Below are 12,076 nucleotides of genomic sequence, written 5' to 3'. Positions count from 1 at the left end.
GCCCCGACGCCTTCGGCGCCTGTCCGCCTACGGAGACCCCTCGTGTCACACATCCTCCAGAACATCGTCTTTCCACTCGATCGCGACCCTGATCTCCTCCCCCTCTACGTCGACCCCGAGACCTGGTCGGTCATCGACGAACAACCCGTGCGCGTGTCCAGCCGGGCGCAGCTCGGCAATATCCTCGACCGCACGACGGCACGCATCGTCGCCGGTCGCCGTGTCTCGTTCGGCACGTACTTCAATGCCTTTCCCGCATCGTATTGGCAGCACTGGACCGCTGTGCGCGACGTGAAGCTGCACGTACGGACGAGCGGACCCGCGACGATCCTTGTCTACCGCTCGAACGGCGGCGGCACAAAGCAGCGCCTCGACACCCGCGAGGTCGACGGCATAACCGAATCGACGTTCGACCTCGTCCTTGACCAGTACAGCGACGGCGGGTGGATCTGGTTCGACATCGTCGCGGACGAGAAGAACGCCGTCTTCCAAGGCGCGGAGTGGACAACCGAACAGGAGCCCGCCCGCGCCGGCAACGCCTCCATCGGCATCACGACATACAACAAGCCCGACTACTGCGTCGAGACGCTCAAGACGCTCTCGGAGTCGCCGGGGGTGATGGAGCTCATCGACCGCGTCTACGTCATCGATCAGGGCACCGAGCGCGTCGCCGACCGCCCCGAATACCCAGAACTGCAGGAAGCCCTGGGCGACGCACTCGCCGTACTGACACAGCCCAACCTCGGTGGCTCCGGCGGTTTCGCGCGCGCGATGTCCGAGACTCTCGACGCGGGCGCGAGCGAGTTTGTCCAGTTGCTCGACGACGATGTGCGTATCGAGCCCGAGTCGTTGCGCCGCTCGATCATGTTCGGCCGGTTCGCCACCACGCCCATGATCGTGGGCGCGCACATGTTTGATCTGCTCGACCGACCGAAGCTCCATGCGTGGGCCGAGGTCGTCGACGATCGCTCCTTCATGTGGCGTAATCTCTTTCAAGAGAAGATGCCGCACGACTTTAGCGTGTCGAACCTGCGTCAGTCGCCGATCCTCCACATGCGGCTCGATGCCGACTACAACGGCTGGTGGATGTGCCTGATCCCGGTCCAAGTGATCCGCGAAGTGGGGCTGTCGCTCCCCGCGTTCATCAAGTGGGACGACGCCGAATTCTGCCTACGCGCGCGAAAGTCGGGCTTCCCGACCGTGTCGGTCCCGGGAGTCGCGCTGTGGCACGTCTCGTGGGTGGGCAAGGACGACTCGATCGACTGGCAGGCGTACTTCCACGCCCGCAACCGCATCGTCGCGGCGCTATTGCACTCGGGTCAGCCTAACGGCGGCACGCTACTGCGCCACAGCCGCCGGGTTGATCTGAAGCACCTCATGATGATGCAGTACTACCCCGTCGCGCTGCGCCACCGCGCCCTCCGCGACCTGCTGACCGGCCCGGCGCACATGTGGGACACCCTCGGCACGGCGATGCCCGCCGCCCGCAAGATGGCCGCGGACTTCCCCGAGACCGTCGTGCACCGCAAGGCCGGCGTGCCGCTGCGCGCGCGGCGCGGGCGCCTCGTGTTCAAGCGACTGAAGATGCACCAGTTCGACAGCCCCACGGGGCTGCACCTGAGGTGGTTCACTCTGAGAACCATCGTGTCGCACTGGTTTCACAGACCGGACGCCGCCAATGTAACCCAGCCCGAGGTCGAGTTCGGCAAGGGCGATGCCAATTGGTGGCGTGTGCCGCTCTACGACAGCGCGCTCGTCAACTCGGCGGACGGCTCGGGCAAGTCGATCTATACGCGCGACCGCGCCAAGTTCCGCCGCATGCTAATCGACAGCGTGCGTCTGCACGGCCGCATCGCGAAGGAATGGCCCCGCCTGGCGGCGGAGTATCGCGCGGCGCTGGGCGATCTGACGTCGCACGAGGCGTGGCATCGGCGGTTCGACGAAACGCGCTGACCCCGCCGGGCGCCAGAGTTACGGGCGGTAAAAGCCGTCGGCGACATCCCGCTTGCGCCCGGCGAGCCGACGCGCCAGCGTTGGGAAAGCGGGGTCGGCGGTGGGGCGGTTCTGCTCCTCGCGCAGGTCGGCCCCCGCCTCGACGAGGTTCCACCCGGTGCCGAGATCAAGCAACGACTGGTGCTTGATGTCGTAATAACCTGGCCGCCCGAGGATGACGGTTCCCGCGGCGCCCGCCGCAGCGGCCATGAGGTGCAGGTGGAATCGCGTGGTCAGCCACTGCTGGCGCGCCCGTGCGGGCAGCCCATCGTTCCATACTCGCCCGAACGGGTAGAAGGTCGCCTCCGGCCGCAGACGGGCGTAGTGCGCGTCGTCGGGAGCGACGGCTTCGACGAACCCGACCTCCGCTTTCGGGTTCCCCCCAGTAAAGGTGAGCACCGAGTGCTCCGCCGCCTGCTCAGACCACGCGCGCATGTCGCCCTGGACGAGCACCATCCGATCGGGCGTCGGTTCCTGCGCATACAACGCCCGTCGCATACCGATCGCGAGAAAGGCATCGTCCAGTCCGACCGGCACACCGCAGAACGCGGAGGTCGCGGCATCCCGCACCTCCACGACGTCAAACTGGGCGAGCTGGGATCGCACCCACTCAGCGTGCGCGTCGTCGATAGGGAGCAGACCCAGGCCCGTCACGGCGATGCGGACGCCGAACTCTCGGTGTACCGCGGTCGCGGCGGCGAGCAGCCCAAGATTGTCCTGCCACATCGAGTTGAGATAGCCGCCGCCGACGATGTGGAGTGACGCGATGTCGCGGAGCGCGAGCAAACCTGCGTCGAAGCGAGGTGAGCCGAGGTCGAGGATGAGGGCCGAGATCCTCCCCTCATCCTCGACCGGATCATGGCTCGGGCTCCCCATCGCGAGCTCCCATAGGGTGTTCGTCACCTGAAGGTGCGGATGCGCGCCGCGAAAGAGGTGCGCGGCGCGGCCCGGATGCGGTGAGTCGAGCCACACGGGACTGCGCGGATGGGTCTTGGCGAGGTAGTCGAGCCAGGATCGCGTAATGAGCTCATCGCCGTAGTTGGGATGACCCGCCGTCGACACGAGGTACAGGGGCTTCGGACGCAGCCACGGCCCGACCACGCGCCTCACGAGGCGTACTCGGCGTTGTAGCGGTCGAGCACCTCGGCGATCGGAGCGTCTAGCTGCAGGCGTCCCTTGTCGAGGTAGAGGCCGCGTTTGCAGAACCGGCGCAGGTCGCGCTCGCTGTGCGAGACGAAGAACAGGGTGCGCCCTTCTGCTAGAAGCTCGTCGATGCGCTGATAGCACTTGTTGCGGAAGGCCTTGTCCCCCACGGCGAGCACTTCGTCTACGAGGAGGATCGGCTCCTCGAGCTGCGAGACGACCGAGAACGCGAGGCGAACCTTCATGCCGTTGGAAAGGTGCTTGTAGGGGGTGTCGATGAAACCCTCAAGCTCGGCGAAGCCGATGATGTCGTCGAAGCGCCGGGCGACCTCGGATTTTCGCATCCCGTGAAGGCCCGCCGTGAGGTCGACATTCTCACGCACCGTGAGGTCTCCGACGAAACCGCCTGTGATCTCGATGAGCGGCGCGACGCCGCCGTGTACGGTAACCGAGCCCTCGTCGGGCAGCAGCACGCCCGCCACGAGCTTGAGCAGCGTCGACTTGCCTTGGCCGTTGCGCCCGACGACGCCGATCGACTCGCCCGGACGCACACTGAAGGTCACGTCCCGCAGCGGCCAGAACTCGCCCGGCCGGCTGCGGCGCGGCGAATCGGCGAACAGGTCTTTGATGCTGCGCCGACCGCGTCGATTGCGCCGGAAGCGCACGCCGAGGTCGCGCACCTCAATCGCCAGTTCGCCAGACGTCATCACAGCTCCTTCAGCACGGGTCGCTCGAGTCGGCGGAAAGTGTAGACACCCGCTACGAGGAAGCCAACGCACATGACGACGCCGACTACGACGCTCAGGGTGTCCCACGCCTCGGAGAAGAATCCGACGCGATAGAGGATGAAGACCCCCGACAGGGGATTGAAGGCCGCGATCGGCTCGGCCCAGCTCGGCAGATCCGACACCGAGTAGATGATGGGCGAGGCATAGAAGAGCACGCGAAGGATGAGCCTGGTCGTGCGCTCGAGATCGGAGTAGAGCACGCATAGCGGCGCCACCAGCAGACCCAGCCCGACCAGGAGCATCGTCTGCAGCAGTGCGGCGACCGGGAACAGCAACAGACTCCAGTTAATCTCGATGGCGGTCGTGCTGGTGAACATCGCGACGACGACGAAGCCGGCGAGCACGGGCAGAGAGCACAAGAACTCGATGCCCTTGCTCAGCACGATGCGGTTCACCCAAATCGAGCGCGGGATCGCTGTCGAGCGCACGAGCCGCGCATCTTTGCTGAACGCCCGTGTGAAGTCCGACACGCACGCGTTGAACCATACCCACGGCAGCAGCGCCGTGATTAGGAACACGATGTATGGGTCGTGGCCTACTGTGCGCTGGAATACCTGCGTGAAGACGAACCAGTAGATGAGGCTCATGACCAGCGGATCGAGGATCGACCACAGGTAGCCGAGCGCGCTCGTCGCATAGCGCACGCGCAGATCGCGCGCCGAGAGTAGCCACAGCGAGTGGAGGTAGCGTTGCGGGGATCCCGGCGCGCCGACGGTGGCGGAGCTCACAGTATCGATCCTAGGCGGCGCCTCGCGTGCACGACGTCACCAGCCGAGCCGCGCATCCCGAGCCGGGTGGTCGAACGAAGTCATACCTGAAGAGAGGACCTCACGCGAGCTGGTTGTTCCACATCGACAGTGCCGAGCCGATGGCCATGTGCATGTCGAGGTACTGATATGTGCCGAGCCGGCCGCCGAAGAAGACGTCCTTCTCGCCCTTGCCTAGTTCGCGGTACGCGAGCAAGCCATTACGGTCGTCGGGTGTGTTGATCGGATAATATGGCTCGTCGTCCCGGTCGGCGAAGCGCGAGAATTCGCGCATGATGACCGTCTTGTCCTTCGGATAGCGGTCTTCGCGCTCGGGGTGGAAGTGACGGAACTCGTGGATGCGGGTGTACGGCACACCCGCATCGGCGTAGTTCATGACCGACGTGCCCTGGAAGTCGCCGACCGACAACACCTCCTGCTCGAGGTCGATCGTGCGCCAGCTGAGCGCACCCTCGGTGTAGTCGAAGTAGCGGTCGACGGGGCCGGTGTAGACGATGGGGACCTGCCCAACGGTCGCCTTCTTGTTATAGGGCTGTGACTCGTCGAAGAAGTCGGTCGATAGGCGAACCTCGATGTTCGAGTGGTCGGCCATCCGCTCGATCCACGCGGTGTAGCCGTCGGTCGGCAGGCCCTCCCATGTGTCGTTGAAGTAGCGGTTGTCGTAGGTGTAGCGGACGGGAAGGCGGCTGATGATGTCGGCCGGCAGCTCCTTGGGGTCGGTCTGCCACTGCTTGCCGGTGTAGTCGCGAATGAACGCCTCGTACAGGGGCCGGCCGATGAGACCGATGCCGCGCTCCTCGAGGTTCTGCGCCGTCTTGGGGTCGAACTCGCCCGCGAGTTCGTGCACGAGGGCGCGCGCCTCGTCGGGCGAGTGGGCGCTCTGGAAGAACTGGTTGATCGTGCCGAGGTTGATCGGCAGTGGGAACACGACACCCTTATGGTTCGTATACACGCGGTGGACATAGTCCGTGAAGGTCGTGAAGCGATTGACGTACTCCCACACCGTCGGATTCGACGTGTGGAAGAGGTGCGCTCCATAGCGGTGCACCTCGATGCCCGTCTCGGGCTCGTTTTCGCTGTATGCGTTGCCGCCGATGTGGTGACGGCGGTCGATGACGGTGACCTTGCGGCCGGCGGCCGCGGCCCGTTCGGCGATCGTAAGACCGAAGAAACCGGAACCGACGATGAGGAGATCCATGCGATGCGAGTGCTTTCGTGAGGCGGATGCCGCCGACACGGCGACGCGGCGGACAGAGGCGCCGACACGGCGTTCGAGTCTACCGGGTGGCAACGGCCGCACCCTGTGAGACCGCCTCCTGGTGCCGCCTCCCGCTGCCGCGTTCGGGAGAGGCGGCGCCTGCTCCTGCACAATTGGCTTCATGCATTCTCTCGCCGGTCGCCGCGTCGCGATCATCTCACGGATCTACGGCCCCGAACCAGGAGCCGCGTCCTTCCGGCTCGGCTCGCTCGCCCGTGTTCTTCGCGACCGTGGCGCCGAGGTGACGGTCCGCACCACGACGAGGCCCGCCGGCTACGAGGGCGACCCGCCGGATCATGAGGGCATCACGATCCGGCGGGCGTGGGCGTTGCGCGATCGCGCCGGTTACATCCGCGGCTATCTGCAATACATGAGCTTCGACATCCCCGCGTTCTTCCGAGTGCTGTTCTCCCGCCGTGTCGACTTCGTGATTGTCGAGCCGCCGCCCACGACGGGCGCCGTGGTGCGCATCGCGTGCGCTCTGCGCCGCATCCCCTACGCCTACTACGCCGCCGACGTCTGGTCGGACGCCGTCGAGCTCACGGAAGCACCCTCGTTGGTCGCGCGGGTCGTGCGCACTTTCGAGCGCTTCGCGTATCGGGGCGCCGCGGTCGTCGTGTCGGTCTCGGAGGACTTCACCGCGCGGATCCGCGCCATCGCGCCGACGGCACGGATCGCGACGGTCGGCAACGGGTTTGACGAGTCGCTGTTCTCCGACGAGGGCATGCATCGCAGCCTGGCCGGGCCGTATCTGCTCTATGCCGGGACGGCGTCCGAGGTCCACGGTGCCGGCGTCTTCGTCGAGGCCATGCCGGCGGTGCGCGCCGCGGTCCCGGACGCCCGGCTCGTCTTCGTGGGCCAGGGCGCCGATCGCGCGGCCATGCAGGCGCGCGCCGACGAGCTCGCCCCTGGCGCCGTGCAGTTCCATCCGCGGCTCTCGCCGCAGGAGACGGCGGAGTGGATCCGCGGCGCGGCTGCCTCGCTCGCGAGCATGCGGCCCGAGGGGCGATACCGCGCATTCCCCGCGAAGATGCACGCCTCGGTCGGGTGCGGCACGCCCGTCGTCTACGCGGGCGACGACCCCGGACGCTCGTTCACCGAGATCAACGGCATCGGGTGGGGCGTCGACTACGACGTGGATGCCGCGGCCACCGCCATGATCAGCGCGCTCACACGCCCGCGGGACGACGGAGAGCGGCGTCGCCTCGCGCGGTGGGCCCGCGAGAACGTCTCTCTGCGCGCCGTCTCGGAACGGTTCGTCGAAGCCGTCGAGTCCGCTCCCGCCCAGCGCCGTCCCCCCGCTTCGCCCCAGGAGTCAGACCGTTGAGCAGTCTCGCCCCCCGCGCCCGCATCCTGTGCATCTCGCTGTCGCACATCGTCTCCGATGCACGCGTGCTGCGGCAGATCTCGCTCCTCGCCGAGTTCGGCGACGTCACGACGATCGGCTATGGACCTGCCCCGGCCGACGCGACGGAGCACATCATCGTCCCCGATCACCTCAAGACCCTCCCCCAATCCCCGACCGGGGTGATCAAGCTGGCCCTCCGTCGGCTCAGCGCCGCCGAGCTCGCCGCGCCGGCCATCCAGTGGTCGCTTCGCGCCCTCGAGGGGCACGAATTCGACCTCGTCGTCGCGAACGAGGCGCGCGTGCTCGCCCTCGCCGATCGTGTCGCGCAGGGAGCACCCGTGTGGGCCGACATGCATGAGTGGGCCCCCGAGGAGCGCACCCACATCCTGTCCTGGCGTCTTCTCGTAGCGCCTCTCATGACCCACCTGTGCGCGCGCTATCTGCCGCAGGCGGCCGTCGTCACCACCGTCGCCGAGAACATCGCCGACCTCTACCGCGAGCGGTTCGGTGTCACGTGCGTACTCATGCGGAACGCCGGGCCGTGGCGCAACCTCGCCGTCACTCCGCTCGAAGAAGATCGGATCCGGCTGGTGCACAGCGGCATGGCGGTGCACGGCCGCCGCCTCGAGCTCATGATCGATGCGATGCGGCGACTGGACGACCGGTACACGCTCGATCTGTACCTCGTCGGGGCGGGCGACGGCGGCGCCTACCTGCAGGAGCTCAAGCAGTCGGCGGCGGACGATCCGCGCATAATCTTCCAAGAGCCCGTCGCCCCCGCACTGCTCCCGGACGCGCTCAACGAATACGACGTGGGGGTGTTCTGGATCCCTCCGACGCACACCAACGCGCGCTTCGCGCTGCCCAACAAGTTCTTCGACTTCGTGCAGGCAAGGCTCGCGATCGCGGTCGGGCCTTCGATCGAGATGGCGACGCTGCTCGAGCGGTACTCGCTCGGCGTCGTCAGCGCCGGCTTCGACGTCGAGGACTGCGTCGCGTCGCTCGAGTCGCTCGATCCCACGGCGATCCTCGCGGCCAAGAACGCCTCGGACGCGGCCTCGAAGGAACTCAGCTTCGAGCACGAGGCGACCGTCGCGCGCGAGTTCCTCCGGCGGGTGCTCGGCGTTGCCGAGATCGAGTCCTCGGGTCAAGCCTGATACCATCGTAGCAATCCTCGACACGTGCGACCGGCACGCCGAGGGCGTTTTTCTGTGTGAGGGAAGGTATCGATGGCGTCGGCGATGCCACTGCTCAGTCTCGTCATCCCCGCGTACAACGAGGTCGATTCCGCGGAAGACATCGCGGGCTTCTATCGGGACATCATCGCGGCCCACCCCGACGTGGCGTTCGAGCTCATCGTCGTCGACGACGGCTCGACGGACGGCACGAAAGATGCCTTGCTCGAGACGCTCGATGGTGTCGGGCCGGCCCGGATCGTCAGCCTCTCGCGCAACTTCGGCTCGCACGCGGGGATCAGTGCGGGCTTCGCCCACGCGCGCGGTGACGCTGCACTCACCCTGAGCGCCGACGGGCAGGAGCCCCTCGAGGCCATCGCCGACTTCATCCAGGAGTGGCGCGAGGGCGCCGACATCGTGTGGGGCCTGCGCGCCACACGGGCCGTCAAAAAGGGCATGGGCGACTCGTTCGCACGCGGCTTCTCACGCATCTACGGCGCCAACTCCGATGTGCCGAACTATCCCGCCGAAGGCCCCTCGCAGATCCTCGCTTCGCGTGCCGTCCTCGACGCCCTCGTCGCGATGCCCGAGCTCAACCGCAACGTCCTCGCGATGGCGGCCTGGGTCGGGTTCGATCAGCGACGCGTGTACTTCGAGCAGCTCCCCCGCCCGCACGGCGTGAGCAAGTGGACGACCAAGCGCAAGATGAAGCTCGTCGTCGACTCATTCGTCGAGTTCTCGCACGCCCCCGTGGAGTGGGTCGCGTGGGGCGGCCTCATCATCGGCGCGCTCGGCGCCCTCAGCCTCATCGCAGCGATCGTGCTCGCCTTCTTCACGCCGCTCGGCGCTATCGCGGCCCTGCTCAGCGGCCTCGTGCTCGCGGTCGGGGGCATGGTCCTCGTCGGCATCGGCGTGCTGGGCGAGTACGTCTGGCGCGCCGGCGACGACGCCCGCCGCCGACCCGTCTACATCGTCCGCTCGGTCGCCGAAATCACGGTCGGCGCCCGGAAGAACCCCTCAGGAGAGTCATGAACCGCACCGTCGCCCTCGGCGCTCCCACCGTCGGCCAGGAGGAGCTCGACGCGATCAAGGAGGTGTTCGAGTCGGGCTGGCTCTCCGGCGCCGGCCCCTCGTGCCTGGCGTTCGAGAAGGAGTTCGCCGACGTCGCAGGTGTGGCGAATGTGCTCTCGACGAGCAACTGCGGCTCGGCGCTGCACCTCGCCCAGCTCACGCTGGGCGTGAAGCCCGGCGACGAGGTCATCGTCGGCGACTACACCTTCCCCGCCACCGGCCACTCCGTCCTGTGGTCGGGCGCGAAGCCCGTCTTCGTCGACGTGCGTCCCGACACGTGGTCCATCGACCCCGCGCTCATCGAGGCGGCCATCACACCCCGCACGGTCGGCATCATCGCCGTCGACCCGTTCGGGCAGCCGGCCGATTACGACGAGATCACCGCAATCGCGCGCAAGCACGGACTGTGGGTCATCGAGGATGCCGCGTGCGCGACCGGTGCGACCTACAAGGGCCGCAAGGTCGGCTCGCTCGCCGACGCCACCGCCTACAGCTTCCACGGCCGTAAGGGCATCACCTCGGGCGAGGGCGGGGCGCTCGCGAGCGCCGACGCCGACCTCATCGCCCACGCGCGCAAGCTCCACACCTACGGCATCGCGCCCGCGATCACGCGCGAGGGCTCGACCGAGCTCCCCGTGCCGTCGTTCGACGAGCTCGGCTACAACTACCGCCTTTCGGACGTGCAGGCCGCCATCATGCGCGTGCAGGTGCGCCGACTGCCCGAGCTGCTCGCTGCCCGCGGCCGCGCAGCGGACGGCTATGCCCAGCTGCTCGGCGACATCGCCGAAGTGACGCTCCCGACCGCCCTCCCCGACCGCACGCACCCGTGGCAGTCCTACGTCATCGCCGTCGCCCCCGAGCTCGACCGCGGCTCCGTCGCGATGGCGCTGCGCGCCGCCGGCGTCGGATGCAACTTCGGCACTTACGCCAGCCATCTGCAGCCGCTGTACGGCGAGCAGGCTCCGCTGCCCGTGTCGGCCGACGTCTTCGCCCGGCACATCGCCATCCCGATGCACGCCAACCTCATTGAGGACGACGTCGCGTACGTCGCCGAGACGCTCCGCCAGGTCGTCACCGACCCCGCCAACCGCCGTTGACCCACGCAAGGAACCAGGACATGACTCAGAACCGCACCGCATTCGTCACCGGAGGGGCCGGCTTCATCGGCCTGCACGTCGTCAACCAGCTGCTGGAGCGCGACTGGAAAGTCCGCATCTTCGACAGCATGTGGCGCGGCGACCGCGACCGCGCCAACGCGCTCGCGCAGTCGCACGGTGTCGAGGTCGTCGACCAGGACGTCCGCTCGGGCTCGGCCGTCGCGGCGGCGATGAAGGGATCTACCCACGTCATCCACCTCGCCGCCGACTCGATCAACAAGAGCGTCGCCGATTCGTACAGCTCGGTCGACATCAACATGGTCGGCTCGCACAACGTGTTCGCCACGGCTGCCGACCAGGGCATCCAGCGTGTCGTCTATGCCTCAAGCGCCTCGGTCTACGGCGACCCCAAGAAGCTCCCCATGCACGAGGACGACGAGCTTAGCCCCCTGACGCCGTACTGCATCGGCAAGCGCACGGGCGAAGACCTCCTGCGCTACTACGAGCGCAAGGCCGGCCTGTCGTGGATCGCGCTGCGGTTCTTCAACGTCTACGGACCCGGCCAGAAGACCACTGCGTACTACACCAGCGTCATCAACCACTTCGTCAACCGTCTTCGCAACGGCGAGCCGCCCATCATCGACGGCGCCGGTGAGCAGTCAATGGACTTCATCCACGTGCACGACATCGCGCGCGCCGTGGTCCTCGCGACCGAGGCCGACCAGGGCAACGCAGCGATCAACGTCGGCACGGGCATCGACACGAGCGTCGCCGACCTCGCCCGCATCCTCATCGATGCGATCGGCGCCAAGGTCGAGCCGCAGTTCAACCCGCGGGAGGTGCTCGTGAGCCGCCGTGCGGCCGACACGACCCGCGCCAAGGAGATGATCGGGTTCGAGTACAGCATCCCCGTCGGCGAGGGCATGACCGACCTCATCCGCTACGAGCACGCGCAGGGCTGACCGATGGGCGCCGGCCTGCCGCCGAACCCCTACAGCGACCACGCCTGGGTCATCGGCGCGCCCGCCGTCGGGGTCGGCACGTGGATCGGCGCCTTCACGGTGATCGATGGCTCGGGCGGTCTCACGATCGGCGCCGGCTGCGACATCTCGTCGGGCGTGCAGATCTACACGCACTCCTCGGCGCGTCGGTGCGTCTCGGGCCGGAGCTTCGCCGAGGTCGAGAGGCAGCCTGTCACGATCGGCGACCGCGTCTTCATCGGCGCGGGAGCGATCATCAACATGGGCGTCACGATCGGCGATGAGGCGGTCGTGGGCGCCGGAGCCGTCGTCACGACGGATGTCGCGCCGCGGACGGTCGTCGCGGGCGTGCCCGCCCGCCTCGTCGCCCAGGTCGAGCTTGGGACGCCCGACTCCCCCCGCCCGGAGTTCCGCCGCGTCGACCCGTCCTGACGGGCCACGACGCCGGGTGCGCCGG

Annotated in this window: 11 protein-coding genes; 7 read left to right on the top strand and 4 right to left on the bottom strand. The window is 67.5% G+C overall.

Features of this window, described 5'->3' with window-relative positions; genetic code table 11:
• The first annotated feature begins 42 nt into the window (after nucleotides 1–42).
• Nucleotides 43–1,953 (top strand): glycosyltransferase, encoded by a 1,911-nt coding sequence (locus ACWIBS_RS10825; protein WP_376126740.1) that lies wholly within the window; start codon nucleotides 43–45, stop codon nucleotides 1,951–1,953.
• Between the two features lie 18 nt (nucleotides 1,954–1,971).
• Here the strand turns inward: ACWIBS_RS10825 and ACWIBS_RS10820 are convergent, their stop codons facing one another.
• The 4 genes from ACWIBS_RS10820 to glf form a co-directional block, all read right to left on the bottom strand.
• Nucleotides 1,972–3,102, bottom strand: coding sequence for a polysaccharide pyruvyl transferase family protein (locus ACWIBS_RS10820; RefSeq protein WP_376126737.1), 1,131 nt, complete (start codon nucleotides 3,100–3,102; stop codon nucleotides 1,972–1,974).
• The gene (locus tag ACWIBS_RS10815; protein ID WP_376126734.1) at nucleotides 3,099–3,842 is read right to left on the bottom strand and encodes an ABC transporter ATP-binding protein; all 744 of its coding nucleotides are present in this window, start codon (nucleotides 3,840–3,842) and stop codon (nucleotides 3,099–3,101) included. Before ACWIBS_RS10815 ends, ACWIBS_RS10820 begins: the two co-directional genes overlap by 4 nt.
• Nucleotides 3,842–4,651 (bottom strand): ABC transporter permease, encoded by an 810-nt coding sequence (locus ACWIBS_RS10810; RefSeq protein WP_376126733.1) that lies wholly within the window; start codon nucleotides 4,649–4,651, stop codon nucleotides 3,842–3,844. Before ACWIBS_RS10810 ends, ACWIBS_RS10815 begins: the two co-directional genes overlap by 1 nt.
• 100 nt (nucleotides 4,652–4,751) lie before the next feature.
• A complete protein-coding gene (gene glf / locus ACWIBS_RS10805; protein WP_376126730.1) occupies nucleotides 4,752–5,888 on the bottom strand; it encodes a UDP-galactopyranose mutase in 1,137 nt (378 codons plus the stop codon).
• 181 nt (nucleotides 5,889–6,069) lie between these two features.
• On the opposite strand from glf, the gene ACWIBS_RS10800 reads away from it, so the two are divergent.
• From ACWIBS_RS10800 to ACWIBS_RS10775, 6 genes are all read left to right on the top strand, one after another.
• Nucleotides 6,070–7,275: a glycosyltransferase family 4 protein gene (locus tag ACWIBS_RS10800; RefSeq protein WP_376126727.1), complete on the top strand. Its 1,206-nt coding sequence runs from the start codon at nucleotides 6,070–6,072 to the stop codon at nucleotides 7,273–7,275.
• The gene (locus tag ACWIBS_RS10795) at nucleotides 7,272–8,453 is read left to right on the top strand and encodes a glycosyltransferase family protein (protein ID WP_376126726.1); all 1,182 of its coding nucleotides are present in this window, start codon (nucleotides 7,272–7,274) and stop codon (nucleotides 8,451–8,453) included. The genes ACWIBS_RS10800 and ACWIBS_RS10795 overlap by 4 nt, the downstream gene beginning before the upstream one ends.
• 84 nt (nucleotides 8,454–8,537) lie before the next feature.
• Nucleotides 8,538–9,503, top strand: coding sequence for a glycosyltransferase family 2 protein (locus ACWIBS_RS10790; RefSeq protein ID WP_376126724.1), 966 nt, complete (start codon nucleotides 8,538–8,540; stop codon nucleotides 9,501–9,503).
• Nucleotides 9,500–10,639, top strand: coding sequence for a DegT/DnrJ/EryC1/StrS family aminotransferase (locus ACWIBS_RS10785; protein WP_376126721.1), 1,140 nt, complete (start codon nucleotides 9,500–9,502; stop codon nucleotides 10,637–10,639). Before ACWIBS_RS10790 ends, ACWIBS_RS10785 begins: the two co-directional genes overlap by 4 nt.
• Nucleotides 10,640–10,659: 20 nt before the next feature.
• Nucleotides 10,660–11,601 carry an NAD-dependent epimerase/dehydratase family protein gene (locus ACWIBS_RS10780; RefSeq protein ID WP_376126719.1) on the top strand — a complete coding sequence of 314 codons (942 nt, stop codon included), beginning with the start codon at nucleotides 10,660–10,662 and terminating at the stop codon, nucleotides 11,599–11,601.
• Nucleotides 11,602–11,604: 3 nt separating this feature from the next.
• A complete protein-coding gene (locus ACWIBS_RS10775) occupies nucleotides 11,605–12,051 on the top strand; it encodes an acyltransferase (RefSeq protein ID WP_376126717.1) in 447 nt (148 codons plus the stop codon).
• Nucleotides 12,052–12,076 lie beyond the last annotated feature (25 nt).

The sequence above is a fragment of the Microbacterium sp. NPDC055442 genome (assembly GCF_053644215.1).
This window is presented reverse-complemented; position numbering and strand designations above follow the sequence as displayed.

Excerpts from the sequence above, each read along its gene's own strand:
- ACWIBS_RS10815 (WP_376126734.1), bottom strand. The coding sequence starts at position 3,842 with ATGACGTCTGGCGAACTGGCGATTGAGGTGCGCGACCTCGGCGTGCGC.
- glf (WP_376126730.1), bottom strand. The coding sequence starts at position 5,888 with ATGGATCTCCTCATCGTCGGTTCCGGTTTCTTCGGTCTTACGATCGCC.
- ACWIBS_RS10800 (WP_376126727.1), top strand. The coding sequence starts at position 6,070 with ATGCATTCTCTCGCCGGTCGCCGCGTCGCGATCATCTCACGGATCTAC.
- ACWIBS_RS10790 (WP_376126724.1), top strand. The coding sequence starts at position 8,538 with ATGCCACTGCTCAGTCTCGTCATCCCCGCGTACAACGAGGTCGATTCC.
- ACWIBS_RS10785 (WP_376126721.1), top strand. The coding sequence starts at position 9,500 with ATGAACCGCACCGTCGCCCTCGGCGCTCCCACCGTCGGCCAGGAGGAG.
- ACWIBS_RS10780 (WP_376126719.1), top strand. The coding sequence starts at position 10,660 with ATGACTCAGAACCGCACCGCATTCGTCACCGGAGGGGCCGGCTTCATC.
- ACWIBS_RS10775 (WP_376126717.1), top strand. The coding sequence starts at position 11,605 with ATGGGCGCCGGCCTGCCGCCGAACCCCTACAGCGACCACGCCTGGGTC.